Source organism: Bradyrhizobium iriomotense, assembly GCF_018130765.1.
Taxonomy (GTDB): Bacteria; Pseudomonadota; Alphaproteobacteria; order Rhizobiales; family Xanthobacteraceae; genus Bradyrhizobium; species Bradyrhizobium iriomotense_A.
Map to the genome: position 1 here is coordinate 14,442 of NZ_JAFCJZ010000038.1, position 26,509 is coordinate 40,950.

Annotated in this window: 22 protein-coding genes; 13 read left to right on the forward strand and 9 right to left on the reverse strand. The window is 60.2% G+C overall.

Translation table 11 applies throughout. The annotated features are described in order from the left end of the window. The first annotated feature begins 25 nt into the window (after positions 1–25). The 8 genes from JQ635_RS37490 to JQ635_RS37525 all read left to right on the forward strand — a co-directional run bounded on the left by JQ635_RS37490 (position 26) and on the right by JQ635_RS37525 (position 12,600). Positions 26–3,394, forward strand: a complete 3,369-nt coding sequence (locus JQ635_RS37490) for an RHS repeat protein (protein ID WP_211414785.1) — start codon at positions 26–28, stop codon at positions 3,392–3,394. Between the two features lie 399 nt (positions 3,395–3,793). Beyond that, positions 3,794–4,936 (forward strand): glycosyltransferase, encoded by a 1,143-nt coding sequence (locus JQ635_RS37495; RefSeq protein ID WP_211414786.1) that lies wholly within the window; start codon positions 3,794–3,796, stop codon positions 4,934–4,936. Between the two features lie 127 nt (positions 4,937–5,063). Beyond that, on the forward strand, positions 5,064–6,257 hold the full coding sequence (locus tag JQ635_RS37500) for a polysaccharide biosynthesis/export family protein (protein ID WP_211414787.1): 1,194 nt from the start codon (positions 5,064–5,066) through the stop codon (positions 6,255–6,257). Positions 6,258–6,404: 147 nt separating this feature from the next. Beyond that, the gene (locus tag JQ635_RS37505) at positions 6,405–7,712 is read left to right on the forward strand and encodes a glycosyltransferase (protein ID WP_211414788.1); all 1,308 of its coding nucleotides are present in this window, start codon (positions 6,405–6,407) and stop codon (positions 7,710–7,712) included. Further along, entirely contained in the window at positions 7,709–9,151 is a 1,443-nt protein-coding gene (locus tag JQ635_RS37510) for a hypothetical protein (RefSeq protein ID WP_211414789.1), read from the forward strand. The genes JQ635_RS37505 and JQ635_RS37510 overlap by 4 nt, the downstream gene beginning before the upstream one ends. 69 nt (positions 9,152–9,220) lie before the next feature. Then, positions 9,221–10,336 carry a glycosyltransferase family 4 protein gene (locus JQ635_RS37515; protein ID WP_211414790.1) on the forward strand — a complete coding sequence of 372 codons (1,116 nt, stop codon included), beginning with the start codon at positions 9,221–9,223 and terminating at the stop codon, positions 10,334–10,336. Positions 10,337–10,597: 261 nt separating this feature from the next. Then, the gene (locus tag JQ635_RS37520) at positions 10,598–11,428 is read left to right on the forward strand and encodes a glycosyltransferase family 2 protein (protein WP_211414791.1); all 831 of its coding nucleotides are present in this window, start codon (positions 10,598–10,600) and stop codon (positions 11,426–11,428) included. 53 nt (positions 11,429–11,481) lie between these two features. Beyond that, complete coding sequence (locus tag JQ635_RS37525) at positions 11,482–12,600, forward strand: acyltransferase family protein (protein ID WP_211414792.1); 1,119 nt, start codon at positions 11,482–11,484, stop codon at positions 12,598–12,600. A gap of 84 nt (positions 12,601–12,684) precedes the next feature. Here the strand turns inward: JQ635_RS37525 and JQ635_RS37530 are convergent, their stop codons facing one another. The 3 genes from JQ635_RS37530 to JQ635_RS37540 are packed head-to-tail and all read right to left on the reverse strand — an operon-like array spanning position 12,685 to position 15,724. Then, on the reverse strand, positions 12,685–13,758 hold the full coding sequence (locus tag JQ635_RS37530) for a glycosyltransferase family 4 protein (RefSeq protein WP_211407548.1): 1,074 nt from the start codon (positions 13,756–13,758) through the stop codon (positions 12,685–12,687). A gap of 20 nt (positions 13,759–13,778) precedes the next feature. Next, complete coding sequence (locus JQ635_RS37535) at positions 13,779–14,516, reverse strand: class I SAM-dependent methyltransferase (protein WP_211414793.1); 738 nt, start codon at positions 14,514–14,516, stop codon at positions 13,779–13,781. After that, positions 14,513–15,724, reverse strand: coding sequence for a glycosyltransferase family 4 protein (locus tag JQ635_RS37540; RefSeq protein WP_211414794.1), 1,212 nt, complete (start codon positions 15,722–15,724; stop codon positions 14,513–14,515). The genes JQ635_RS37535 and JQ635_RS37540 overlap by 4 nt, the downstream gene beginning before the upstream one ends. Before the next feature lie 57 nt (positions 15,725–15,781). Here JQ635_RS37540 and JQ635_RS37545 point away from each other — a divergent pair, with 57 nt between their 5' ends. Further along, positions 15,782–17,128 (forward strand): cellulase family glycosylhydrolase, encoded by a 1,347-nt coding sequence (locus tag JQ635_RS37545; protein WP_211414795.1) that lies wholly within the window; start codon positions 15,782–15,784, stop codon positions 17,126–17,128. A gap of 236 nt (positions 17,129–17,364) precedes the next feature. On the opposite strand, the gene JQ635_RS37550 is transcribed toward JQ635_RS37545, so the two are convergent. After that, positions 17,365–18,789 carry an undecaprenyl-phosphate glucose phosphotransferase gene (locus tag JQ635_RS37550; RefSeq protein WP_246584027.1) on the reverse strand — a complete coding sequence of 475 codons (1,425 nt, stop codon included), beginning with the start codon at positions 18,787–18,789 and terminating at the stop codon, positions 17,365–17,367. 342 nt (positions 18,790–19,131) lie between these two features. Here JQ635_RS37550 and JQ635_RS37555 point away from each other — a divergent pair, with 342 nt between their 5' ends. After that, positions 19,132–19,410, forward strand: a complete 279-nt coding sequence (locus tag JQ635_RS37555; RefSeq protein ID WP_211407552.1) for a hypothetical protein — start codon at positions 19,132–19,134, stop codon at positions 19,408–19,410. 169 nt (positions 19,411–19,579) lie between these two features. Next, a complete protein-coding gene (locus tag JQ635_RS37560; RefSeq protein ID WP_211414796.1) occupies positions 19,580–20,314 on the forward strand; it encodes a metallophosphoesterase family protein in 735 nt (244 codons plus the stop codon). Positions 20,315–20,332: 18 nt separating this feature from the next. On the opposite strand, the gene JQ635_RS37565 is transcribed toward JQ635_RS37560, so the two are convergent. From JQ635_RS37565 to rfbC, 3 genes are all read right to left on the reverse strand, one after another. Beyond that, positions 20,333–20,755, reverse strand: coding sequence for a hypothetical protein (locus JQ635_RS37565; RefSeq protein WP_211414815.1), 423 nt, complete (start codon positions 20,753–20,755; stop codon positions 20,333–20,335). Between the two features lie 114 nt (positions 20,756–20,869). Further along, positions 20,870–21,766 (reverse strand): dTDP-4-dehydrorhamnose reductase, encoded by an 897-nt coding sequence (gene rfbD / locus JQ635_RS37570; RefSeq protein ID WP_211414797.1) that lies wholly within the window; start codon positions 21,764–21,766, stop codon positions 20,870–20,872. Between the two features lies 1 nt (position 21,767). Beyond that, positions 21,768–22,322 carry a dTDP-4-dehydrorhamnose 3,5-epimerase gene (gene rfbC / locus JQ635_RS37575; protein ID WP_211414798.1) on the reverse strand — a complete coding sequence of 185 codons (555 nt, stop codon included), beginning with the start codon at positions 22,320–22,322 and terminating at the stop codon, positions 21,768–21,770. An 86-nt stretch (positions 22,323–22,408) separates the two neighbouring features. Between rfbC and rfbA the strand changes: the two genes are divergently transcribed. Further along, positions 22,409–23,296 carry a glucose-1-phosphate thymidylyltransferase RfbA gene (gene rfbA, locus JQ635_RS37580; RefSeq protein WP_211414799.1) on the forward strand — a complete coding sequence of 296 codons (888 nt, stop codon included), beginning with the start codon at positions 22,409–22,411 and terminating at the stop codon, positions 23,294–23,296. A gap of 6 nt (positions 23,297–23,302) precedes the next feature. Continuing rightward, complete coding sequence (gene rfbB, locus JQ635_RS37585) at positions 23,303–24,373, forward strand: dTDP-glucose 4,6-dehydratase (RefSeq protein WP_211414800.1); 1,071 nt, start codon at positions 23,303–23,305, stop codon at positions 24,371–24,373. A 486-nt stretch (positions 24,374–24,859) separates the two neighbouring features. Here rfbB and JQ635_RS37590 read toward each other — a convergent pair whose 3' ends face one another. Continuing rightward, a complete protein-coding gene (locus tag JQ635_RS37590) occupies positions 24,860–25,126 on the reverse strand; it encodes a hypothetical protein (RefSeq protein ID WP_211414801.1) in 267 nt (88 codons plus the stop codon). Positions 25,127–25,566: 440 nt separating this feature from the next. Beyond that, complete coding sequence (locus tag JQ635_RS37595; protein WP_211414802.1) at positions 25,567–25,722, reverse strand: hypothetical protein; 156 nt, start codon at positions 25,720–25,722, stop codon at positions 25,567–25,569. Between the last annotated feature and the right edge of the window lie 787 nt (positions 25,723–26,509).

Below are 26,509 nucleotides of genomic sequence, written 5' to 3' on the forward strand. Positions count from 1 at the left end.
AAAGTCTCAAACCTGGAATCGCCTCATGACGACGACCAGCACTTCATCCGCTGTCCTCTCCGCGCATGCGTTCGTGGATTCAATCGCGGTCAACGCGCATGCAGCCTATTCAGCCGCCTCCTCCTGGGGAACTTACGCCAACTCGAGTCTGATCATCGACGACCTGCGCTATCTCGGCGTCACGACGATCCGGGATGCCCTCTCGATGGACCCGTCGTCAGTCCCGGTGATCGATGCGCTTGCAGCGGCCGGCGTGAAGTTCGACTTCGTCGTGGCATCCAATCTACCGGCCTCGGGCGCGGCAGGAATTGCCCAGTTCCTCGCTTCCCTCGATGGCTTCATCGCAGCCTATCCGAACAGCGTCATCGCAATCGAAGGTCTCAACGAGGCCAACATCCAGCCCTTCACCTACCACGGCAGTTCCTCCATTCAGGCTGCCGCGCAATTCCAGAAGGACCTTTACACGGCCATCAGGGCCGACGCACATCTCAGCGACGTCGCGGTCTATAATCTGACGCTGGGACTGAACGACGAGAGCGGCTACGCCGAACTCGGCGATCTCTCGAAATATTCGGACTTTTCCACCTCCCATGCCTACGTTGCGACGACGACGCCCGAGAACTACGGCATCAAGTACGCCGTCGACCTCGCGGCCACCAGTTCACCCAACAACCCTTCCGTCATCACCGAGACGGGCTACACCACGCTGGCGAGCTATTCGGGCCTCGGCGTCGACCAGCTCGTGCAGGCAAAGTCCATTCTGAATTCGCTCGCCGATGCCTTCAAGAATGGCGTCACCACAACATATCTGTACCAGTTGCTCGACCACGGCAGCAGCTCCGATCCTGAAGGCAAGTTCGGCCTCTTCAATGCGGATGGCACGCCGAAGCTGGCCGCAACTGCAATCCACAATCTGACGACGCTCCTCGCCGACGATGGTGACGGAGGCCGCACGCCCACGACGCCGCTCGGCTACACGATCGATAACTTGCCCTCGACCGGCAACAGCCTGGTCCTCGGCAAGAGCAATGGAGCATATGAGCTGGTGGTCTGGGCCGAACCGCAGCTCTGGGACGACGCGAAAGACGTCGAAATTTCAAACCCGACGAAGCAAGCTCAGGTTCATCTGAACAGTGTGCACAAAACCGTCGCGGTCTATGACCCGCTGAACACCACGAAGCCGATCGCGACCTACACCAACGTGCAGGATTTCACCGTTCCGGTGAGCGACCATCCGCTCATCATCGAGATCGACGCTCCCGCTGTCTCGGCGCCGCCGCCGCCGGCCGTGACCGATGTCACTGGCACCGCAGCCGAAATCGTGGCCGACCTATCCGACCTCAATGCCGCCGGAACCGTCAAATCCATCACGCTGACCGACACCCATGTCCTTGCCGTGTCGACGAAAGCGACGATGGACTACATGATCTCGCACTATGGCAGCGTGCTTTCGACGATCAAGGGCGGCTATTCGTTCGCGGTGACCACCACTGCGCCAACCTGGCGTCTCACCGAGAATTACGATTCGACCGGCGCGCTCACGTCGACCGAGGAGACGGCCTATCAATCCGGCGTCCCGGTTTACCAGCTGGTGACCTACGCCGACGGATCGACCGCCGCTTCCTCCTATGCAAACGGCGTCAAGACGACGATGACGGTCACCCATAGCGACAAGTCGAAGGACATATTCGTCTATGGAATCACGGATAAGCCGTATGTCACCGAGGTGACGCACAAATCCGCCTCGGGTGCCGTCACTGGAAAGACCTATATCGCCGCGGACGGAAGCTCGACCGAGGATCATTACGACTCGGCAGGCGCGCTCGTGTCGGAAATCAAGACGAACGCCGACGGCTCGTCGAGCTCCACGCTCTTCACCTCGGGCGTCAAGACAGCCATGTTCGTCACGAATGCTGACCATTCCAACGACAATTACTTCTACCACATCACCGGGAAGAGCTATGTCGCGGAGGTCCTACACGTCAACGCCAGCGGCGTTGTCACATCGGTCGTCAGAACGCATGCGGACGGAACCCTGGACTACACCGAAGCGCGCAACCCCGACGGCACGACGACGTCGACCAGCTTCGACGCCAAGGGCGGGAAGATCGCCCAGGCGACCACGCATCTCGACGGGACGAAAGACATCTACGCGCTGAACATCAAGCAGAAGGCCTATGTGACGGAGCACAGCGGGTTCGACGCAGCGGGTCGCCTTGTGCTGTTCGAGCGCCTGCATGCCGATGGCAGCTACGCACAGAAGGTCACGATTACAGGCGCCATCACGACCACCGACAATTTCGACTCGACTGGCGCGCTCTCGAGCGAAGTTGTGGCCGCCGCGGGCGGCGCCAGCACGACTTCATTCTTCAGCGGCGGCACCAAGACGAAAATGTACGTCACAAACGCCGATCACAGTCAGGACAATTACGCGTTCAACATCGCGGGTGAAACGTACGAAAACATCGTCCAGCATGTCAGCGCATCAGGGCAATTGACGTCAATCGTGCGCACGCATGGCGATGGTACCCTGGAATACACAGAGGTCGTCGACACCCAGGGGACGAAGACCAGCACGCAATACGACGGTCACGGCACGAAGCTGGCCCAGACCGTGCACCATACGGATGGATCGTCGGTCCACGACCTGTTCAATGCCACGGGATCGATCACTCAGGAGAGCCTCACCAACGCGGACGGATCCACCTTGACGTCTCTCTTCACGGACGGTGTGAAGACCAGGATGTACGTACTGCACGCGGACCACAGCCAGGACAACTATGCCTACGGCGTCGTCGGTCAGTCCTACGTCGACATCGTTCAGCATGTCGACGGCGCCGGCAAGCTGACGTCGGCGACGCGCACCCATGCCGACGGCACCCTCGACTATACTTTCGAGGCCGGCGCGGACGGCAGCTCGACCGCGACCTACTACGACGAGAAGAGCTTGCTGGCGTCCAAAGTCGTGACCCAGAGCAGTGGCGCGAAGGACGTCTATACCTTCCTGCCGTCCGGCGTGCAGGACAAGACCTACAATGCCTCGGGCGTCCTGCAGAAGACGGATCTGCTCAAGTCCGATGGCACGCATGTCGAGACGGCGAACGCAGTCGGCGTAACGCTGAAGGGCGGCAACGGAAACGACCTGTTCACGGCGGCCACTTCGACGACTTTCGTCTTCAGCGGCGGCAACGATCAGATCTCCGGTTTCCATGCGGGTGCTGCTGCGAACCACGACGTCATCCAGATATCAAAATCGTTCGCACCCGACTTCGCTCACTTGAACATCACCCAGGCCGGAGCGGACGCCATCGTTCATCTCGGCGAGGGCGACTCGATTCTGATCGCGCATGTCAAGTCGACCAGCCTTACGCACGACAATTTCCTGCTCGTGTAGACTGCACGGATCGCGCAGACTGCCTCGCGATCCGGCACTTGTCGTTCTTCCGGCACTTCGCGCGCCGGCAGGCGCGCGAAGTGCCGTTATATTCGCGTTGCAATCATGCGGGCGGAAATATAGACATTGGCGGTGAACGGCAGATCGGATGGCGTGGCCATTCGAGGCCAAGTCGGTGTCTACGTATACAATCCAGAGATCAGCAAAGGGTGGACCAGGAAGCCGCATCCCGCAAAATTCAGCGGGGGCGCTGAATTGCCACAAAGCTCGTTTTGGTTAAGTCTGTCAGCGAAGATGCTCGGCCCGCACCGGGCTTGCCCAGGGCGGGAGCAGGAATACCGTTGAAGACCGGGTGTTTGTTGTGTGGGTTGCATATGTCTCCATCAAGTCAATTTCCGAATGACGTCTGATTCCCCTCGGCTAAAGATCATCCACGTTGCCGAGACTATTCGCGGTGGGATCGCGACCTATTTTACCGAATTGCACGCGCTTCAGTGCCAGACTTTTGGCAAGGAAAACGTGTGCTACATCGTTCCGTCGGACCACCGGGCCGACCTGATCGGGATTGCAGATTCCAATATCGTCTCCTTCGACCGCTCAGGCCGGAACTTGCCCAGCCTGCTGAGACTGGCGCTTGAGACGATGCGGCAAGTGCAGATTGCCAAGCCGGACATCGTGCACGTTCACTCCACGCTCGCCGGTCTGATCGTGCGCACGGCGTTCGTTTTCATGCGCAAACGACCTGCCATCGTTTACTGCGCGCATGGCTGGGCCTTCTCCCGCGAGACGTCGCGCTTCAGCAACGCCGTCGCCAAAATCGCGGAGCGGCTGCTCGCCAAGGTCACCGACAGAATCATCTGTATCTCGCAAAACGAGTACTCCGCCGCGCGGGACGCCGGCATCCCGGAAAAGCAGCTCAGCCTCGTCTTGAGCGGCATGCGAAACGAGCGCCCAAATATCAGCCACGATGACGCCGGTTGGAGCACATCGAAGCTGAAGGTCCTGTTCATCGGGCGTCTCGATCGTCAAAAAGGGTACGACTTCCTGATCGAGGCTGCGAGGCAGCTCGAAGCGTCTATTGACGTCCGAATGATCGGCTCCGCGGTCGTCAGCGAGGAAGGCGAAGGCGACCATAACATGCCGCCCAGTGTCACCCTTCTGGGCTGGCTCGCGCGAACGGACATCGAGGCCCAGCTCGACCAGGCAGATCTCTGCGTGATCCCATCGCGGTGGGAGGCCTTCGGCTTCGTCGCGCTGGAGGCCATGCGCGCGCACAAGCCGATCCTGGCGTTTCGCGCAGGCGCACTGCCAGAAATCATCGAGGACGGAGTGACCGGCTTGATCTGCGATCCCGCCGGAACGAAGGCACTCGTGGCGGGACTAAGGCGAGCCTCACGCGTTGATTTGCGAGCACTGGGAGAGGCTGGCTACGAGCGGTTCGTGTCAGTGTTCAGCATCGACGGGACGCACCAAGAGCTGCTTAAAGTTTACGCAGCGGTGATCACGACGTCGCCCAAACATCTCGCCAAATTTGCCTTCTAGCGCAACGACGTGGCTGGAATGCAACAGTGACTTTCAATGGTCCGCTGCAACCTCATCCAGACTTGGTCTCACATGGTGCGACTGCTAAGAGCTTGCACAGGGTAAGAGTTGAGATAGGACGCGCGTTTTGCTGGCATCAATTTTCAAAATTTCTCCTGCGCTTGCCGTCTCTGCCATTTGCCTGGCCGGCTGCGCCGGGTTTACGCCACAAGATGCGCCGAACGGGGCTTCAGTCGTCACCAATGCGGCGCTGACGGTCGCGCCCAGCCCGCCGGTGCCTTACGCGCTTCTCGCGGTCGATCCGAATATTCTGAAGTCGGCAAATTCGATCAGCGACCATGTCAGCGGCAATTTCCGCAATCTGCCTGGCGGAAACTACAAGGACATCACCATTGGCGTCGGCGATATCGTCACCGTCACCGTGTTCGAAGCCCAGTCCGGCGGCCTCTTCATTCCGCGAGAGGCCAGCGTTCGACCGGGCAACTTCGTTGACATACCTCGCCAGCAGGTCGACCAATCCGGCAACATCACCGTGCCTTATGCCGGCACCATCAAGGCTGCCGGGCTGACCGCCCGTGCGGTAGCCGACATCGTTCGCGAGCGGATCAAGAACCGCGCGATCGATCCGCAGGCCGTCGTCTCCGTCGTTGAGCAGCGCGGGAACCAGATCAGCGTGCTCGGCGAGGTTAATGCGCCGCTCAGATTTCCAGTCGATCCGGGCGGAATTCGCGTGATGGGCGCGATCGCGCGCGCGGGCGGTCCGAAAAATCCATCGTGGGAAACGAAGGTCCGGATCAAGCGAGGCGGCAAGACGTACGTCGAAACGATGAGCTCGATCGTGCGCCATCCCGAAGAGGATGCGTTCCTCGCGCCGGGCGATGTCGTCTATCTGTCACGGGAACCGCGGGTGTTCATGGTCTTCGGATCGACGCCCTCGCCCGGCTCGATCGGCGGCACCAACAATCGCAGGTTCACGTTCGAAAACGACAGGATGACGTTGGCTGAAGCGATTGCGAAGGCCGGCGGCCTCGACGGCAATCGCGCCAATTCACCTTCGGTCTATGTTCTCCGTCTCGAGCCGCGGAATCTGCTCAAATCCGCTGGGATCGACGTGGAACGCTTCCCTGGCGAGCTGGTTCCGACGGTCTACAACTTTGACTGGAGCAAGCCGGACGGGTTGTTCTTCGCCGACTCCTTCCAGATCCGAGATCACGACGCAATCGTGGTGTCTGAATCGCCGAGCACAGAGCTGATCAAATTCTTCACGCTCATGCTCGCAGGAACGGACACGGCCGTTAACATTCAGACGCTGACGCGATAACAGACACAAACTGGTGATACCGGGAACGCGGCGTTGCAATCATGCAGCGCCGCGTTCGCTTCCAGTACTCCTGGTTGTGCGCGGTCCTGCTGCCTCACTTCATCGTGACGCAGCGGTGGGCCCTGCATTTGGCCTGGATACTGCAGGATGGCCCGAGCACGTCATAAAAAGGCGCTGGGTCTGCAGCTAAACGAACCCGGATTCGCTGATCTTTTGGAGCTTGAACGTATGCGCATTCTGGTCGTCTCGGCCATGTTTCCCCCGAATGTGCTCGGTGGTGCTGAAATCTCTGCCTTCAACCTCTCGTCCTGGCTCCTGAAGCAGGGACATGAAATCGGCGTACTCACGGCTGCAAAGTCTCGCGAAGAGGAGAAGTTCGGCGAGTTGGTCGATGGCATGAGAATCTGGAGCATCTACATGCCGCGCCCATACCCGATCTACAAACAGGGGCGTGTCGATGAAACCTACCTGAAGCCGTTGTGGCATCTGCAAGATCATCTGGATCCGAGAAATTCGCGTATCGTCGGCCGCGTGCTCGACGCGTTCAAGCCCGACTTCTGCAACGTGCATTATCTGACGGGCATCGGACACAACGTTCTGCAGGAGTTCGCCAAGCGCGATCTCCCGATGATGTACGTGATGCCGGACCTGGCGCTGTCCTGCCTGCGGCTGACGATGTTCGTCGACGGAAAGACCTGCGAAACGCAGTGCGGCGTGTGCAAGCTGTCGGCGGGCGTCAAGCGGCGCGGAATTCTGTCGATGCGCAGAATCGGTTTCTGCTCTCCGTCCCGCGCCAATCTCGAGCGGAATGCCGAGTTTCAGCCGCTGAAGCGATTTCCGACCGCGCACATTCTCAACGCGAACAAGTACCCGTCGCCGACGGTCCAGCGTGCCGAGTCGGCCGCAGTCCGCTTCGTCTACGCCGGGCGGCTGCATGAGGCCAAGGGCATCGATGTTCTACTGGAAGCCGCCGAAGGGCTCGTTGATCGTTGGCCGTTCACCTTCACGATCGTCGGCGGCGGCGGACATGAGCCAGCCTTGCGAAAGCGGTTTGGTCATCATTCGTGGATCCGTTTCACGGGCCACGTTCCGCTGCAGGAGGCCATCAATCATATCGCAACGAGTGACGTGCTTTGCATCCCGTCGATTTGGCTGGAGAATTCGCCGGGCGTCGTCATCCAGGCCCTCGGCGTCGGCGTTCCGGTGATCGGCAGCAATTTCGGCGGAATTCCCGAGCTGGTCGAACATGATGAAACGGGACTGCTGCTGCCTCCGGGAGACGTTCAGGCGTGGCGCTCCGGCCTCGAAAAGGTTTTGTCGGACCGCGACACGCTTCGCCGCTACCAAGCCAATGCCATGGGCCGCGCCCGCGAATTCGATCAGGACTTTCTGGGTGCAAAATACCTCAAGTTCATCGACGAGATTCGCAACTTCCGCGGGCATGCGAGCCAATGAAGGCCCGGGGAACTTTGACCGGCAAGCCTGGCCATGAGCCTGCAGAGTCGCGTCGGGCACGCGCCGGCGTATCGTTCTCTTCGGTGCTGCGTCGCGCACTTCCGTGGTGCCTGCTGTGCGGCATCACCATGTCCGGTGTCGACCGGTCGGCGGCCGCGGATAAAACCGTCACCCTGCCGCCGGTCGCGCGCACCAATGCGGCAACCCCGTTGCTGATAGGATCAAACATACATTTCGGCCTCGTACGCACGCTCGGATACGATTCGGCAAGCACGGCGTTGCACGAGTTGGCGCAGATCGGAGCTGCATCGTTTCGCGACTACCTGCCGTGGCAATCCTTCAGCTTTCCGCCTCAAGGGCCGGTCCTGGTCAAGTCACAGCGGCTGATGAATTTCCTGCCCCAGACAAAATTGAAGCCCGTCCTGAATGTCGGAGCAGCAAACTCGTCCGTGCCGGGAGGTGTCCCGCCGATCTCCGATGACGCGCTCGGCATATTCGATGCTTACCTCAAGAAAGTCGTCGAGCTGACACGGCAATACGATCCGATCTATGAGATCTGGAACGAATGGAACATCGACATCGGCACGGGGACGCGTCTGCCGAGACTGGTCGGCGAAGGACCGGCCGGTGACCCCCGATCGGCTGTCAACTATGTGCGCGTTGCGAATTCCGGAGTTCGAGCCATCAAGGGCGCAAATCCGCATGCTCACGTGATCGTTGGAGCGGTGGGGGACGATATCGACTGGAAATGGGCCAGGGCGATCGTCCGCGACGGCGCTCTGAACGGCGCCGACGGCTTATCCGTTCATCTCTACAATCATTGCCTGAAGCCGCAAAACAGAACCGCCACCGAACTGATCGGCCGGGTCAAGCGTTTGCAACAGGAACTGATGCAGGACCGTGGCGGAGCCGTCACGCCGATCTACGTGACCGAATACAGCTGGCCGACATCCGCTGAACCGTGTGGGGTAATGCCGCTGGTTGCCGGCAACAATTTCGCTCAATTCATCATGCAGAGCGCCGCCATACCCTGGATCAAGGGCATTTGGGTGCATGAATTGAAGAACATCGGTCCCAGTCCGACAGACAGAGAAAACAACTTCGGGCTATTCACCTTCAACGATGAGCCGAAGCCGGCCGCCTGCTTTGTGCGCGAAGCAACGGATCTCGTTCGCTCGGCCGATCACGTCGACATCCAGGAACCGCTCCCGGACATCTTCGTTTTCAGGGCTCGACGCGGCGCGCGGCAAAGCATCGTTCTTTGGTCCTCGGGCTCGACCGTCAGAGGGCGATACGCGCTGAACTTGCCCGACGCATCGGGGCGGCGGATGTGCGACGAGGGCGCGCCGACCTCGGGTCCTCAAGGCGATGTGGAGCCAAATCCGGTCATCTACGACATCGATGCGTCCGCTCCGGTCACCATTCGGGTGCTCAACTGATGTTGCCGCAAAACCCGCCCCGAAAACGACCTCAGCTCATTCTTGGCACGATCAAAGTCAAGCGAAGCAATGCCCAGTGAACTCATCATTCCCCTGTTCGCAATACATCACCACAAGATCGGCGGCACTGAATCCGCGATCTACAACCTGATTCACGGGCTCGACAAGGCCAAGGCCGCGTTGACGCTCGCGTTTTCCGATCCGGCCCGCCTCTCCCCCGAATTTCTGCGGTGGATGGCGAAAACTCCTGCGATCGCGCAGCAGCGGCAATACCCGCTTCCCGGCAAGAACAGCCGCTTCGTCGAAGAGCTTATGTTCGAATGGCGAAGGTCGGGGAACGGCTGGGCAGTCTATCCGAACTATTTCCTTCCGCCGCGGCGTCCCGGCAGCCGGGCGAGGTCGGCCGTGATACTCCACGACATCCAGTACAAGGTGCTGCCGCAGTACCATTCCAGCAAGAGGAAGGCCTGGCTCGACTTCTATCTTCCCCGCATGTTCGAGACGGCGGACCTCGTATTCCTGATCTCCAATTCCGAGAAGGAGTACGTTCGACGCCATTTCGGAGACGTAGCGGCCAGCAAGTGCAAGGTCATCTACAATGCCATCGAGTGGGCCAGGCTCGAACAGGGCGAAGTCGGCGAGGCAACCCGCAAGCTTGCGAGCCGGCCTTACATCCTCACCGTGAGCCACCCCTTCCCGCACAAGAACCTCGGAGTACTCATCAAGGCTTTCGACCGGGTGGCCCAATCGAATCCCGACATCGAACTGTATCTTGCCGGCAAAGCCTCGGACGAGAAGAAGCGCCTGATCTTGGAAAATGCGAGCGAGAAGACCGCGGCTCGCATCGTGATGACGGGTATATTGTCGGACGCAGATCTCGGCGAGCTCTATCGAAACGCAAGGCTCTTCGTCTTGCCCTCTCTCTACGAGGGCTTCGGCATGCCGGCAGCGGAGGCGATGGGCATGGGAGTCCAGACGCTCGTCAGCGGCGTGACCTCCCTTCCCGAAGCAACCCTGGGTAAAGCGGAATATGTTGCCGATCCGACAAACGTCGGCGCATGGGCGGAACAAATGACCGCATCGCTGAATTCCGGCAAACGTCTCCCCGCCGAGACCGTCGCGGAAATACGAGAGGCGTTCGCACCCCATAAAGTTGCACAGTCGCTTCTGCAAAATTTGGGTTAGTGCATGTTACTCGTGCAGATTCTCGCTGAAAATAGAGGCTCTCCGGCTGAGTTTGTGACGGGGGTCATTCGGAAAGTTATGGTATGACCGCATCAAGACTGACCAGAGTCGCCGAGCACATCCAGGAAAATCGAGACCCATGCAAAGGATCAGCAGCAGTTGTGACGTCACACGGAGGCGGGACGTCCGCCATGGACGCGGTTTGTCATAGCGAGCACGTTTTGCATGACTAAGCCTTCAACTCTGCAGGAATCTCGCGCGATGAGCAGTTCTGGGAAGCTCCAGGCCGTCATCGTCAATTTCAGAACCGCTCGCCTCACCATTCGCTGCGTAAAATCGATGCTCGAGCATCGTGTAGTGGATTCGGACGGCGTGCTGGTCGTCGACAACTGTTCCGGAGACAACTCGATCGACGAAGTTCGCAAGGCCCTGCCCGACATTCGAACGGTCGTCGCCGACCACAATGGCGGTTTTGGAGCCGGCGTGAATCTCGGCGTGGCGAAAACCACGGCCGATTATCTTCTCGTCCTAAATCCCGACACCTATTTCGAGTTCAACAGCGTTGCTTCCGTCGTGGACTTCATGGAGCGGAGTCCCGAAACCGCCCTGGTCGGGCTGGACCTCGTCAATCCCGACGGAAGCCGGCAATACTCGGCGCGCCGCTTCTACTCGGTGTTCGACGTCCTTGCCCGGCGCGTGGACTGGATCGGAGCCATGGTGCCCGGGCGCACCGAACAGCACCTGATGAAGGACGCTTGGGTGACCGGAAAACCGTTCGATGCGGAATGGGTGATGGGAACGGGCTTTGTCGTCCGGCGCACCGCATACGAGCAAATCCAGGGAATGGACGAGAGCTATTTCCTGTACATGGAGGATGTCGATCTCTGCGCTCGTCTCTGGCGGGCGGGACACAGGATCAAAGGCATTCCCGGGGCCAAGCTGGTTCACGACCATCAGCGGTCAAGCGCCGCCGGTCCTCTCACATTTGCAGGAAGGACGCATATTCGCAGCCTTCTTCTGTTCAAGTCGCGGTTTGCCGTGCCGCTGTTCCGGCCCCCTGGCGTGGACAAGATCACCGGGCGCACCGGCTGAGCTTTGGGCATCGGCATTCTCACGCTGCGACCTGACGAGGGAAGTCATCTTTCATGAAGCCCGAACTGCCGACAGGAAAAACCCAGGTGCCACGGCAAGGACAACTGCTGCAGTTGAACTGGATCCGAGGCATCGCAGCGCTGCTCGTCGTGGCCTACCACTGCGAGGTGACCATGCTGATGCCGAAATACTTCGGCACCAGCACCTTTCCATTGTTCAAGGCGGGCCATTCGGGCGTTCAGCTGTTTTTCGTCCTGAGCGGCTTCGTCATCTACCTCGCGCATCATCGCGATTCCGAGGGTAACGGCAGCGCCATCGCCCGGTTCGTGGCAAAACGCTTTCGCCGCCTCTATCCGTCGCTTTGGATCGTGCTCGTTCCCCTGATCATCCTGTCGTTTCTCGGCTTTTCCACGAGAGTGCCGAGCGGCAGCGACGTCATCCTGTCGCTCCTGATCCTGCCGGTGAAGGAAGAGGTCATCCTGGCGACGGAGTGGACACTTCGTCACGAAATTCTCTTCTACGCGATGTTCGCCGTCTTCCTGTGGAATCGACGAATTGGATTCGGTCTTCTGCTCGCCTGGGGCCTTGTCGGCCTGCCTCTCGCGCTGATCGACGGCAAAGGCTGGTTGATCGATTTCATCTTCAACAACAACCACCTGCTTTTCCTGGCAGGGGCTGGCATCGCGTGGCTCTATGTTCGCGGATATTCCGCCGGCGGCCCGTTTTTCCTCTTCGCCGGCCTGATCGTCTTCGCCGTCACGTTCTACTTCGGGATCTCGAAGCAGATTCCCGCAAAGGCGGAGCTCCTGCTGTTCGGGCTTGGCGCGGCGGGTATCATCTACGGCGCGTGTTCGATGCGATACCTGAACCGGCGAATTGCCCCGCTGGAGGAGGCAGGCGCGGCGTCATATGCGCTCTATCTCATCCACTATCCGCTGATCTCGCTACTCGTGAAGATCGCGGTCAAGATCGACCAGTCGGTCGCGATACCGCACGCCGTGTATTTTGTGGCGATCCTGGTCATCTGCCAGCTGACGGCCTTCGCTTTCCATCGCCTGATAGAAGCCCCCCTGCTGAATGCCCGCTCGATGCAGAACCTGTTTGCCCCCACGAGGACCGCTACGGTCGCATCGAACTACCAGGGACGCGCGCCGGCACCGTCGTCTGACTAATCGTCGCCGCCACGTCCCTGGCGCGCTTCAGATCGCGGTTGCTGCGTCAGGCTGCTCGCCGCCTGCCCGTGGCATGAGACGCGGCTATATCGAGTTCAGCAACGCGAGAGCCGAGGAGGTCCAGGTATATTGGGCCAGCCGGCCGGCCTGACGTTGTTGCTCGGCAGCAGACAGCGGTCCCTTCTCGATCCGATCGAGCATCAGACGCGACAATTGGCCTGCATCGGTTGGGCTGCAATATTCGGCCGCATCACCGCAAATTTCGCGCAGCACGGCGATATCCGACGCGATCACCGGGCAGCCGAATAGCATCGCCTCGAGCGGAGGCACGCCGAAGCCCTCGTAGAAGCTTGGGAAGATCAATGCCGCCGCGTGCTGGTACAGTGCGGCGATCGCCTCATCGGAGATCTGCCCGACACGCACCACGCGCTCATCGGCGATCGGACCGGAGTGCCGGAAGACGCGTTCATCCTGCCCGCCGACGATCACGAGCCGATGGGTTGCCGGGATCGACTTGATTGCGTCCGTTGCGAGCCGGATGTTCTTGTTCTTTTTCGTCGACCCGATCGCCAGGAAATACTTGCCCTGACCGAGTTCGAACCGCTCAAGGATCGAAGGGGCCGGTTTGACTCCCGCCAGATGTTCCGCGCTGTTCGAGCAGACCGTAATGGCATCCGGCGGAACACCGAGCACAGCCGAGAGCTCGCTCCGGGAGAACTTCGACACGGTGATGAGGTTCGCGGTCCTCGCATAAAGCCATCCAAGGCCGCGATGGAAGGACGCATAGCTGCGGCTGAAGAACTCGGGATGGCGAAACACCTGCGCATCATGGATTACGATATGATGCCGGCGATGGAGCACGGGCCCGGAATTGGCGAGGCTGATGAGCGTACCGCTCCGCGCCGCCATTGCGAGATCGATCTGGTCCCAGGCGTGTCCCGTTCGCGTTCCGACCCTTTCAATGCGGATGTGCTTCAGCGCAAGACGTTCCTCGGCATTCGAAGGCACCAGCAGGGTCCAGCGCGCGTCGCTCAGCCCGGCAGGCAGTTGCTGCCGATCGATCAATTGATCGATTGCCTTGACGATTTCCGCCGCAAACCGCTGAACACCGCTCAGGGACTGCGAGAGGAACCGACCATTCAGGAAGACATCAGCCATGCTTCAACGACTTCGACGGCTTATGTCGGGTTCGAACGGCTGAGAACCATGAGGGACCATCCGCCCACGAGTCGAACCGTGGCGTCGGGAGCGGCACGAAACGCCAATCGCCGTGGCCATGCGGCCAGCCGCTTCTTCCAGGTCTTGTACGACTGGTCGATCGCCCAGGCCGTATAGAAGCAGTCGATCGTCTCCAGGCCGGCTTCCGCGATCATCGACAATGCGCTGTCCCGGGAGAAATAATGGATATGCCCCAGCGCGCGACGGGCTTCGGGCAACACCCAGCCGCGCCCGACCGCAAGAGCATTCATGTCGAGCGGAACATGGATGACCTGCCAACGCGACATGGTCCGCATCGCCCTGAGGAATTCAAAGGGATTTTCGACGTGCTCCACCACGTCGATCGCCATGGTCACGTCGAACTGCTTCCCAGACTGGAAAGCATTCTCCATGCTGAAGCTCAGGTTCTCCGAGGCTCGTTTGCGAGACAGTTCGTGAGCATAGGGCGAGACCTCAAATCCTTCCATTCTCGATTGCGGATAGTGCTTGGACAGGATGCCGACGATCGCACCCGTGCCGCAGCCTATATCGGCAAGCGTGCTCCATTGAACATGATTACGCTCCAGGATCGTCCGGATATGCGCAGCCTTCCACGGCGCGTCGTCCTCGTGCCAGTCCGGATTATCGACCGCGTAGTCGTCCTGCCTGTACCTGCTTGTTGCGCCGGCCACCGGCTGCTCAGTCGAGTGGGAATTCATGCCGGTTGCGTCCTCACTTTTTCGTAGAAGGCAACAACGCGCCGCCCCAGACTATCCTGATCGAATTCCTGCATGGCTGCGTCGGCGCTGTCCTTGTAGGCGTCGAGACGCTCCGGATGATCAAGTATTCCCTCTATCGCTGCGCTCCAGGCTCTTACATCGCCGGCCTCCACAAGGACACCGTTTTTCTCGTGTATGACGAGTTCCGGTATTCCGCCCGCGTTGCTTCCCATGACGGGAAGGCCGCGCCCGAGAGCTTCGATGATCACGCCGGGCGAGTTTTCGAACCATACGGACGGCACGAGAAGGAGGTCGCTTTGCATCATCCGGTTGGTGACGTCCTGGACCGAAACATGCCCGGTGAATTCGACCCAGCGATGATGGCCAAAGCGCCGTTTGAGATCGTCCTCGCTGGGGCCGGTCCCCACCAGCGTCAGCTTGAAATCATGGCGCGCCGCGAGCGGCTCGATGGCCTCTAGCAGAACGTACAATCCTTTGGATTCATGCAGTCGACCGACATACAGGAAACGGACGGTCCTGGATGGGCTTCTCTCGACCGTCGGGGTCGGCGATTTGTTGGGATTGAGGATATGGGCCTGGGCCCAGCCCTGGAGCGGCTGAAGCGCCGATAAACGGCGAAGAATGGCGAGCGAAGGCGACACGAACCCCAGCCGTGGAACGGAGCGGAGGAAGGCGAGTTTCGCTCTGGACGAAAACGCGCACGGTGCGCATAGACTTTCACATTCCCGGCCGTCCCTGAACATTGCCATCCTCACACAGGCGAGGCTGAGATCGTGCAGCGTGAAGACGACGGGAATGTTCCTGGCACCGATCACGCGAAGGGCATTCCAACCGAGGCCTTGCAGGACGTGGATACTGACCAGATCGGGGCTAAACTCGTCGAGCACCTGACGCATGATCCGTTCGTTACGAGGATCAAAATGGTCTTGAAGATGCCAGACGGATTTCTGTAAACCGCCTTTCTGAGCCGCTTCAAACACGGTGTACGGCCGAGGCATATGAAAGCGCCAGACTTTGAGACCGTCAACGATCGCCCCCCTCACCTCATCCGCGGGCGTCGGCGCTGTGGTCAGGACGGCGACCTCATGGCCGTTCGCATGGAGCCACGCCGCCAGATTGCGCGCGGAAATTTCGGCTCCACCTTGGACAAAGGGCGGAAAGAAGGCTGAGACGAAGAGAATCCGCATGTACGTTCGTTACCTGACACAATAGAGGCGAAGATGGTCCGAGCTGCGAAAATTGGGTTGGCGGTTGCATTCATCGCAGCAGGTCTGCTCTTCAGCAAAATCTATGCTGCCAATCAAACGACATCCTTCTGGGTTGGCAAGCAGCCGTTGGCCGAACGGGCCGAGCGGCCGATCATCGGTCTTGGCGTGCACTTCGGGATAGGGGGAGAATATGGCTATTCTCCTCAAAAGTCTGCGCAGGTGTTGCGTTCCGATGCCTTCGATTCAGTCAGGGACGATCTCGCCTGGAGCCTGTTTCAGGCAGCGCCTGCGGTCGGCGGCGGGCCAACTCAAGTCGCTCGAGAGCCAGCCAAGCTGTTTGATTTTCTCGACCAAACTCAGGCAAGGCCATTGCTCATCCTGGGTCACCCAAATCCGCTCGTTCCCGACGGCCAGCCCCCTCTGACCGACGTCGGCCGAAAGAGCTTCGGCGAATTTGCGGCAAAGGCCGTTCTGGCAACCGCCAAGCGCAACCCGATTTACGAGATCTGGAACGAATGGAATATGAACGCCGTGCTGGGGCGCCCCTTCCTGGTCGGCGAAGGCGATCCGAGCGATCCGCGCGCGGCGGCCAATTATTCAGCCCTCGCGAAGCAAGCCCTCGCCAGAATACGCAGCGTGGCGCCTCAGGCGACGGTGCTGGTCGGGGCGGTCGGAATGGATCCGGACTGGAAGTGGACCATGGCGCTCGTGCGGTCCGGAGCGCTGGAAGGTGCCAGCGGCTTGTCGGTTCACCTCTACAATCATTGCGAGCGCGAGGTGTCCAACCGAACCGCCGAGGCTGCGATACGTCAAGTCAGCACCTTGCGGAAGTTGCTGGACGAGGCCAGGTCGAACATCCCCATCTTCGTCACAGAGGTCGGATGGCCGACGACGTCGAAGATGTGCCCCATTTCCACGCAAATGGCAGCGAACAATATCGCGCAATTCCTGCTTTGGACGGCAGCCACGCCTTGGATAAAGGGGGCCTGGATCTACGAAATGAAGGATCAAGGTCCGGATCCCGCCGCCCTCGAAGACAATTTCGGCCTGTATGACTACGCCTTCGAACCAAAGCCTGCTGCATGCGCGACCCGCGAGGCCATTCGTGTCATCAAGGGCGCGGGCCAGATGAGGCTTGAGCAACCCTTCCCCGGTTTGTTCGTGATCGAGACAACGACATCCGCAGGAAAACAGCTGATCGCCTGGACCTCGCAAGACAACTCTTCGGCGACGTTCGAATTTCCCAACGGCATAGAAGCGGAGTTCGCGCCATTGTGCCAGCAAGGGGCGAAATCGAACACGATACGGCTGGGGCCCACTCCCGTGGTCATCAACCTGCCGACGAAAGCCCCCTTCGAGCTGAAGGCCACATTCGATCGCTGATTCCCCCGGGGCAGATTCTCCGCCGGAGCTATCGTGCCGCGCCAAGACCGGCACGTCCGGAAGAACAGGCTTCTACGGATAACGAAGCGCGACGCGGGCCCCACGACAAACCACGTCGCGGGGCGACACCGGCTGGTTGCGACAGGACGCATGTTCGGCGATCGTTGGCTCGAACATCATGTCAGGGGCGGCACCAGCCCTTCGCCGGCCGCCGGCCGGCGCATACAGGCGTGCCGTCAGTACGCTTCCTGATGGATCAAGGCCAGGGCCGTCTTGAAGATGATCTTGACGTCGAGCCAGATGCTCCAGTTGCTGACGTACCAGACATCGTACTCGACGCGCTTTTCCATCAGATCGATCGTCGGCGTTTCTCCGCGAAATCCATTGACCTGGGCCCAACCCGTCAGGCCCGGCTTCATATGATGGCGGTAGACGTAGTTGCTGATCATCGGATCGTAATAATTGTCGTGCGCGAGCGCATGCGGGCGCGGCCCGACCAGTGACATCTCGCCGCGCAAAACGTTCCAGAGCTGCGGCAGCTCGTCGATGCTGGTCCGCCGCAGCACGCGGCCGACACGGGTGACCCGCGCGTCGCTCCTGGTCGCCTGCGTAACGACATGACCGTTCTCTGCCACGGTCATCGAGCGGAACTTCCAGATCTCGAACTGCTTGCCGTTGAAGCCGCGCCGGAACTGCTTGAAGATCACCGTGCCCTTGGAATCGAGCTTGATCATGATCGCGGCCGTCACCAGCAGCGGCGCCAGCAACAAAAGCGCGAACGAGGCAATGCCGATGTCGAGGCAGCGCTTCTGCGCCTGCTCGAACACGCTGAGCGGCGCGCGCTGGATCTCGATCGCGACCGTGCCGCTGACTGGCTGGAACGGACGCGAGACCAGATCGGCGATCGGAAAATCCGGCAAAAGGCGGATCGGCTGGGGAACGACGCGCAGGTGCTGGCTCAGCTTCTGGAGAAGCGGCATCTCGTCCCAGTCGATCACCAGCAGATATTCTTCCACGTCGGCCGTCCGGGCCTGACGGATGATGTCGCGGATCTCGCGATCCCAGCCTGCGCCCTCCTCGGACGGCTCGAGCACGAAATGCCGCACGACGTTGAAGCCGTGCTTGCGCAGATCCTTGAAGCGGGTCGAGGTGAAGTCGAGCGGCTTGAGGCTGAGCAGCACGACCTTCCGGTCGACGAGACGGCCCTTGGCATAGCTCGAGGTGAGACCCACGCGCCACAACACGCGCAGTCCGCCCAGGGCGATGCCGCCGGTCGCGGCGAACAGCAGCGTGGTTCCGCGCGACAGATCCGCAGACGATTTGAGCAAGAACGCCTCGACGGCGAGAATAGTCAGCGAGATCACCCAGACCGCCAGGCTCTTGCGCAGCTGCCACATCGTGTTCAGCAGGCGATGGTGATCGTAGACGCCCTGGAAGTAGGCGATCATCACAAACACCGCAGCGACGACGAGACCGGCTCCGACGGATGAGTCCTGCTCGACCACGAGCACGCGATACAACCCGCTCGCCGCGAAATAGCTCAGCAGCACCGCGACGAAGTCACCGGCGATCAAGGCCACCTGGAGGGGTCTCTGGAGGGCACCGCGTCGGTTCGATATACCCGAATAATAGTTTTCCGAACCGTAAGTTGCTACAGCCATCCGAACCTCGCTGCCTCGTCACGCTCTCGCAATGAATGCGAGCATTCGATCCAAAATTTTCGACGTGCGCCGAAGTATATCTTAACTAAACAAAGCGACATTGCGGCAGTGCACCGAAAAAATCAAACCGATTTTTCTGCAACGCAGCGTCGCTGCAAGAGAATGCTCAAACTACTGTCACACACGTGACAATTATGCGGGCATCACGCCACGATTTCCGTCAAATCGCGTCATTTGAGCGCAACATGTCGCGCGCATTTGAACGGCTGTTCAACCATGCCGCTTAATCCGTTATTAGCTCGCGGCCATTAACACTCGTGACCAATTTCTGGGAGTTGTGTCGTGAGTACGGTTGCCATCTTCAGCCTGTTGATCGGATCGTTGCTGGGAGGCCGATTCCGAATCTTCATCCTGCCACCCGTCATCGTTGTCGGCGCGGCGATCCTCGGTGCCGGCTTGACCTGGCAGGGACATGATTCGGCTCACACCGTTGTCACGATTCTTGTTTTTGCGGCGGTGCTCCAGCTTGGCTATTTCTGCGGCGCGGCTGTGGTCCGCGTGCGGGCGTCCGCCTATCGCGGCAAGGCCGCGCCTTCGTTCGACGGCCGGAGCTTCGGCTAGTCGGCTGGAGGCGCTGGGGATCGACGGCTCGCCAGGCGGCGGGATATCGGTCAGCCGCACAAATCAACCTTTATGGGCGGAAGGTCGAGAAAAAGCGGCTCGTGGCGCCCCGTTTTGGTCGATAGGATATTGACATCCCGGGCGAAGCTCTCTGAAAGAGTTGCACCCCATGCCCACGACCGCGCCCAAAAGTTCGCCCCGGCCGAAGCTACCCAATGGCGTGCGCATCTATGCGATGAGCGACATCCACGGCTGCGCGCATCTGCTCGAACAGATGTTTGCCGTCATCGACGCGGACATGGCGAACAGCCGGCCCTATCGCGCCATCGAGGTCTTCCTCGGCGACTACATCGACCGCGGACCGGATTCGCGCCACACCCTCGACCTCCTGATCAGGCGCAGCCGCCGCCGCAACACGGTGTTTCTCAAGGGCAATCACGAGGCCTATTTCACCTCGGTGCTGGAGGACCCCACGCGTACCACCGAATGGTTTCAGTTCGGCGGGCTCCAGACCATGATGTCTTACGGCGTGTCGGCGGCGCCTGGCCTCAGCAAGGACGAACAGTCCGATCTCGTGCGCGAGCTCACATCCGCGATGCCGCCGGAGCATATCGCATTCCTGCGCCAGCTGCGGCCGACATTCACATGCGGCGATTTCTTCTTCGTCCACGCCGGGGTGCGCCCGGGCATTCCGCTCTCCGAACAGCGCGAGTCGGATCTGCTGTGGATCAGGGACGAATTCCTCCAGAGCAAGAGGCGGTTCGGCAAGTATGTCGTGCACGGTCACACGCCGGTGCGGCAGGCCGAGCTGCTGGAGAACCGCGCCAACATCGACACCGGCGCCTATGCCACCGGAAATCTGACGCTGCTGTCCATCCAGGGCAACAGCATGCTCGCGATCTAGCGGCCTACGCCCGACACTCTAATTGGTGGAGCTTGCCGGAGGCTTGTATTCCGGAAAGCGGCTCAGCATCGCCGCCTTCAGAAACTTGAAATGAGCGATCGAAGCGCCGAGCTCCTTGAGCCGGCGCTGGCCGTTCAGAATTTCCTTGTCAAACAAATCCTGGTGATGGTTGTCGAGCGCCTCGCGCTCGAGATATTCGTCGTCGCCGTTGCCGATGGTCACCGCCGCACGCGCCAGCACGTCTTCGACCCGGCGGTTCAAGCCCGACTGTTCCCGCTCCGCCGCGTGGAGCGCATCCTCGATCGCGGTCATGATGGCTTCGATGCGCGTGCGATCGGTTTCGGCGTCCCGCTCGGGCGAGCGCGCCCGGAATGTCTGCTCTCCCCCGAAGCGATCTTTCAGGAAGTTATGGGTGCGGGCCCGCAGGAAGAGCTGGAACATGCGTGCATTTCCGGTTTGAAGCGCCAAACCAGAAAATGGCTCCGGGATGGTTAACAAACATTAAAGCCCGGATCGTTGCGCCCCGTCGCAGGAAAGCGGCGGAGACCAAGGGAGTCACATTTTTGCCTTGAGAACGTCCAGTTCGCGATCAAGCGCCTCCTGCCAGCTCGGCATAACAATGTCGAACCGTTCTCGCAGACGCGACAGGTCCAGGCGCGAATTGAAGGGCCGCTTGGCCTTGACGGGAAATTCACCCGAAGCGATCGGAACGATCTGCTTCACGGCGAATGTGGCCCCGCGAGACTGCAGCCCGGAAACGATCGCGGTCGCAAAACCGTGCCAACTCGTTTCGCCGGCACAAACCAGGTTGACGATCCCACCCCGTCTGCCGAACATTGCAGCAACATCCTCGCCCGCTGGTTGCAGCATCGCAATCATCGCGCGTGCGATCGCACCCGCAGTTGTGGGCGCACCAATCTGATCAGCGACAATCCGCAGCTCTTCCCGTTCTCCTGCCAGCCGCACGATCGTCTTGAGAAAATTCGCACCCGTCGCGGCATAGACCCACGATGTGCGCGCGATTAGATGAGGTCCGCCCGCCTCGGCAATCGCCTGATCACCAGCGAGCTTGCTTTCGCCATACACCGAGAGAGGACGCGGAGCGCTGTCCTCGCGCCACGGACGGTCGCCGGAGCCGTCGAAGACGTAGTCGGTCGAGAAGTGCACCAGCGGGACGCGGCGGCGCGCAGCCCATTGGGCGATGACCCCAGGGGATTCAGCGTTGACCCGAAATGCCGCCTCGCGCTCGTCTTCTGCGCGATCGACCGCCGTGTAAGCCGCCGGATTGATGATCAGATCCGGCACAATCGAGTCCAGCTTTTCAGCGAGGCCCGCCGGTTGCGACAGGTCGAACGTCTCGCGCGTCGGCGCAACGACGTTCGCGCGGTCCTGGAGCAACTGGAGCAGTGCGCCGCCAACTTGCCCCGCAGCGCCGGTCAGAAGGATCTTCATCTCAGACCTCCCCGTAACGGGGGAGACCCTTCACGTCCGCCAACAGCGGCGCCTCGGCATCCTTGGGCGAAAGTGACGGATCTGCGACACCCCAGTCGATGCCGATGGCCGGATCGTTCCAGCGCACGGAGATTTCATCCCTCGGACTGTAATACTCGTCGCATTTGTAGAAGAAATCAGCCGTCTCGGAGAGAACGGCAAAACCGTGGGCGAAGCCACGAGGAACCCACAATTGCCTGCGATTGTCTTCGCTCAGTTCAACGGCAACATGCCGCCCAAAGTTTGGGCTTCCTACGCGGACATCGACTGCAACATCGAGAACACGACCTCGAAGCACGGTGACGAGCTTGCCCTGCGTAAGGGGATTTTGCAGATGCAAGCCACGCAGCACCCCGAAACGCGAGCGCGAAAGATTGTCCTGGACGAACGGCCGCGTAATGCCGTTCTGCACGTATCGCTCGAATTGATAGGACTCCAAAAAGAAGCCACGTTGATCGCCGAACAGCTTCGGCTCGACGATCAGAACTTCGGGTAGATTTGTCGTGAGAACGTTCATTCGCAGGACTTCAGCCTCGGCACTGACAATAATCTTGTGCAGCGCACTCTATCTGATATTTTCTCGCTAGCAACCAGAGAGGTCCGATGAAGGGAATAATACTCGCTGGCGGAACAGGTTCGCGCCTTTATCCCGTCACGACCGTGGTGTCGAAACAACTGCTTCCGGTTTTTGACAAACCGATGATCTATTATCCGCTATCGGCCCTGATGCTCGCTGGAATCCGCGACATTCTCATCATCTCTACGCCGCAGGACAAGCCGCTGTTTCAGCGGCTGCTTGGCGACGGAACAGAAATCGGCGTCAAGTTTTCGTATGCCTCGCAGGAAACTCCGCGTGGGCTCGCCGACGCTTTCATCGTAGGTCGCGAGTTTGTAGGACAGGATTCGGTCGCGCTTGTTCTGGGAGACAATATCTTCTACGGACACGGACTTCCCGAGATGCTCGCCAAGGCCGCGGCACGCAAGAGCGGCGCCACGATCTTCGGATACGTCGTCAACACGCCCGAACAATATGGCGTGGTTGAGCTCGGCGCCGACGGGCGCGCTCGATCGATCGAAGAGAAGCCCGCGCAACCGAAGTCGAATGTGGCCGTGACCGGTCTCTATTTCTACGACAATCGCGTGCTCGACATCGCCGCGAAGATCAAGCCTTCCGCGCGCGGGGAGATCGAGATTACCGACGTGAACAACGCATATCTCGACAGCGGCGACCTGTTCGTCGAGGTGCTTGGGCGCGGATTTGCCTGGCTCGACACTGGAACGCACGCCTCCCTGGTCGAAGCCAGCCACTTCGTGCAGATTCTGGAACAGCGGCAGGGGCTGCGCATCGCGTGCCCCGAAGAAATCGCCTTGCGGCGCGGCTACATTTCCCTGGAATCCTTCACGAAGGTTGCCGAGAAGACCGCCAAGAGCAGCTACGGACAATATCTGCAATCGGTGGCGCGTTCCTTCGCCGCTCACGGTCTGAATTGAGGCAAGATGACTCAGCGTTTTGAAGGCTCCACGATTTTCGTCACGGGCGGTGCAGGTTTCATCGGTTCGGCAGTCGTCCGTCATCTTCTTCGGGATACGCACGCACGCGTCGTCAACATCGACAAGCTCACTTACGCGGCAAATCTCGAGTCGCTCCCCAACGCCGCCGGCAATCCGCGCTATGCGTTCGAGAAGCAGTGCATTTGCGAAGCGCCGTCGCTGAGGAAGCTGTTCGAACGGTACCAGCCCGCCGCGGTCATGAATTTGGCAGCCGAAAGCCACGTCGATCGCTCGATCGATGGGCCCGGGGAATTCATTCAGACCAACATCGTGGGCACGTTCACGCTGCTGCAGGAAGCCTTGCGGTATTGGAAAGGCCTGTCAGCGGATCGCCGTTCACGATTCCGCTTTCTTCACATATCGACCGACGAGGTGTTCGGTTCGCTCGGCAAGGACGGTTACTTCACGGAGACGACCGCCTACGCACCCAACTCGCCCTACTCGGCGAGCAAAGCCTCGTCCGACCATCTGGTCCGCGCCTGGCGCGAGACCTACGAACTGCCGACGATGATAACGAACTGCTCGAACAATTACGGGCCGTATCACTTCCCCGAAAAGCTCATTCCCCACATGATCATCAAGGGGCTCGCCGAAGAGGCGTTGCCGGTTTATGGCGACGGGCAGAATATTCGGGACTGGCTCTACGTCGAGGATCACGCCAAGGCGCTCGCACTCGTGCTCGAGCGAGGCGTGGTCGGCGCAACATACAATGTCGGTGGACGCAACGAACGCAGCAACCTGCACGTCGTGGAAGGCATCTGCGATCTGCTGGATGAAATCTCGCCTTCCGGGGCAGGTTCTCGGCGGGGCCTGATTTCGTTCGTCCCTGACCGCCCAGGGCACGATCGTCGTTACGCGATCGATGCCTCGAAGCTCGAAAACCAGCTTGGATGGCGCGCGGACGAGAATTTCGAGAGCGGGCTGGCCAAGACCGTCCAATGGTTCGTCGACAATCGGATGTGGTGGGAGAACATTCTCGGTCGCGGCTATCAGCAAAAGCGCATCGGTCTGGGCTAACCGCATCGATGTCCTGTTGCGAAGGGTCATGCCGACGTGCAGGACATCGGCGGATCATCCGCCTTTGACGCGAAAGCTGCACGAGAAAATGGACCAGTACTACTTCGTGTGGATCCGCGGCCTCGACGGGCGCCCGAAGCCCCAGATTTGGGCAGCGGATCAATTCGAAGGACCTGGATGGAAATTTCGGCACGTCATCGCCCGGCGCGTTCTCGATGCGAGGGAACGCGGAATGGGTGTGGATCGCCTTGCAAAGCTATTCCCAGCGCCGCCTGGTCAGGATGACTGCGCCTAAAGCGCGATGAGATTTGGATGAATCGTCATCGCGCTTTGGGTTGTTGTTTACGCATGATCTCTCCGGAAAACCGCTTCGCACTTTTCCGGATCATGCCCTAGGCTCTCGGCTCGATAGAACTGCCGGCCGCCAATATCGACTTGCGCGGGCGCCCGATGATCAAGCGCCGCGCGACTTCGTGCGCGATCGAATCATGGATTGGTCGGTGCGTGTTGCACTTTCCAAGTCCTCCAGGCGCCCTCGTGCTTCTCGTAGAGCTCCAGCCAGCGCTGCTCGCCGGCAGCGGACCAGATTTCGCGGCCGTCGGGCTCGGCCTGGCCAGCCGCCGGATCGAGCACCAGCTTGCTGTCGAGCCGCTCGAATTCGAATGTTTCCTCGCACGTCAGGCCGATCAGAACACGCCGGCCTGCCGCATCGACAAAATATCGCCGGTGAGCGTTGTTCGTCGGCCTGGTCATGGCAGCCTCCAATCATGCCGAGACGGCGGTGGCGAAGCTGCCACAGCTCCGTGCTTTCGCGAAGCGGAATGACAAGGGATCAGCCACACCATCGATCGTTCAAGGTTGTATTTCCTCAGAATGCACGCCACCCTCTCGCCGGAGACGCACTCTGTGGCGACAGCGCCGGATCGTAAGGCTGGTAGAGCGGATGACGCACCCTGCGCCTGCGCGATCGCCAGGCGCGCGTCGCATAGCCTCCACCAAAGCCCGCGAGAATCGAGAGCAGGATCGCAGCCACCATCATTCTGATTTCTTCCAGTTGCCGAGCGTGTTGTCTTCGTGACGCAGCATTCTCAGCTTCGAGTTGTGTCGACATCATGATGGGCGTCGCTGATTTTGTCGTCAGAGCAGGGTGTTTTTCGCAGCACAATGCACGCGAACTGATCGTTTCGTCTGCATCAGCCGAAGGACCAGAGAAACAGTCTCACCAGCAACAGCGTGATGAAATAGACCCAGCCTGCCATCGCGATCAGCGCGACGCTGAAGAACGCACCTTCAAATACCCGTTCTCTCAGCTTGGTGAGAGGGAACGCCGCTCGCGCTTTCTGAAGCATCTCGGTTTTCTGGACGGTCCGTTGTCGTTAATGCGATCATAGCCGGGTGAATTGGACGATCTCGTGACGACTCGCCTGAGAGCAACGCAAGGCTGCTCGTAGAGATTGAGTGCGGCAAGCGTGCCGTCGCGATTGGATTAATTCTGGTTCGGCACGGCTGTGATCAGCGCCGCGCGGTAATTCGATTCAAATCGACTCCGTGCTCCGCGAGGAGCGGCCGTCGTGACAACGCTTCTGCAATCGCACCCAAGTGATCGTGGCGAGGCGATGTCTGCGGATCTGGAGCGACGCTCGTCATTCGCAGATGCGGCGGTTGCGCGCCGACTTCGAAGGCCCCGGCTTCGCACAAGGGCCCCGGCCCGATCGCGGCGAGATCGGACACGTCCCCGCCCCGCATCCTCGCAGGGATTCGAACTCCGTCGCGACTATCGGGCGCGGGGTCAACCTCGGCGGGCGAAAACTCCGTGGTACTACGGAGCGCCGCGTGCCGATTTCATCCCGGTAAGGTTGAGCGGTTAGCTTAATCCGCGGTGTTTGTTGCGAATGCTGCAGGATCGCATATCCATCTTCTCACCGGGCTCCCCCAAGCCCGGCCCCACCCAAGCAAAGCCGTCGAGCGAACGTGGGTCCGCTTGGCGGCTTTGTCGTTGTGTCGACGAGAGGATGATTTCGGTTATGGCGCGCAGGCCCTGGTCGTTCAAGGAGGACCGCCGGCTCATGGAGTTGGCGAAGTCTTCGACTTCGCTGGAAGAGGCGGCGAGACTGCTAGGGCGATCGCCCGACGCTA

Bases quoted from the DNA above. Each gene is read 5' to 3' on its own strand.
- JQ635_RS37490 (WP_211414785.1), top strand. From the start codon at position 26: ATGACGACGACCAGCACTTCATCCGCTGTCCTCTCCGCGCATGCGTTC.
- JQ635_RS37495 (WP_211414786.1), top strand. From the start codon at position 3,794: ATGACGTCTGATTCCCCTCGGCTAAAGATCATCCACGTTGCCGAGACT.
- JQ635_RS37505 (WP_211414788.1), top strand. From the start codon at position 6,405: ATGGCCCGAGCACGTCATAAAAAGGCGCTGGGTCTGCAGCTAAACGAA.
- JQ635_RS37510 (WP_211414789.1), top strand. From the start codon at position 7,709: ATGAAGGCCCGGGGAACTTTGACCGGCAAGCCTGGCCATGAGCCTGCA.
- JQ635_RS37515 (WP_211414790.1), top strand. From the start codon at position 9,221: ATGCCCAGTGAACTCATCATTCCCCTGTTCGCAATACATCACCACAAG.
- JQ635_RS37520 (WP_211414791.1), top strand. From the start codon at position 10,598: ATGAGCAGTTCTGGGAAGCTCCAGGCCGTCATCGTCAATTTCAGAACC.
- JQ635_RS37525 (WP_211414792.1), top strand. From the start codon at position 11,482: ATGAAGCCCGAACTGCCGACAGGAAAAACCCAGGTGCCACGGCAAGGA.
- JQ635_RS37530 (WP_211407548.1), bottom strand. From the start codon at position 13,758: ATGGCTGATGTCTTCCTGAATGGTCGGTTCCTCTCGCAGTCCCTGAGC.
- JQ635_RS37535 (WP_211414793.1), bottom strand. From the start codon at position 14,516: ATGAATTCCCACTCGACTGAGCAGCCGGTGGCCGGCGCAACAAGCAGG.
- JQ635_RS37540 (WP_211414794.1), bottom strand. From the start codon at position 15,724: ATGCGGATTCTCTTCGTCTCAGCCTTCTTTCCGCCCTTTGTCCAAGGT.
- JQ635_RS37550 (WP_246584027.1), bottom strand. From the start codon at position 18,789: ATGGCTGTAGCAACTTACGGTTCGGAAAACTATTATTCGGGTATATCG.
- JQ635_RS37560 (WP_211414796.1), top strand. From the start codon at position 19,580: ATGCCCACGACCGCGCCCAAAAGTTCGCCCCGGCCGAAGCTACCCAAT.
- JQ635_RS37565 (WP_211414815.1), bottom strand. From the start codon at position 20,755: ATGTTCCAGCTCTTCCTGCGGGCCCGCACCCATAACTTCCTGAAAGAT.
- rfbD (WP_211414797.1), bottom strand. From the start codon at position 21,766: ATGAAGATCCTTCTGACCGGCGCTGCGGGGCAAGTTGGCGGCGCACTG.
- rfbC (WP_211414798.1), bottom strand. From the start codon at position 22,322: ATGAACGTTCTCACGACAAATCTACCCGAAGTTCTGATCGTCGAGCCG.
- rfbA (WP_211414799.1), top strand. From the start codon at position 22,409: ATGAAGGGAATAATACTCGCTGGCGGAACAGGTTCGCGCCTTTATCCC.
- rfbB (WP_211414800.1), top strand. From the start codon at position 23,303: ATGACTCAGCGTTTTGAAGGCTCCACGATTTTCGTCACGGGCGGTGCA.
- JQ635_RS37590 (WP_211414801.1), bottom strand. From the start codon at position 25,126: ATGACCAGGCCGACGAACAACGCTCACCGGCGATATTTTGTCGATGCG.
- JQ635_RS37595 (WP_211414802.1), bottom strand. From the start codon at position 25,722: ATGCTTCAGAAAGCGCGAGCGGCGTTCCCTCTCACCAAGCTGAGAGAA.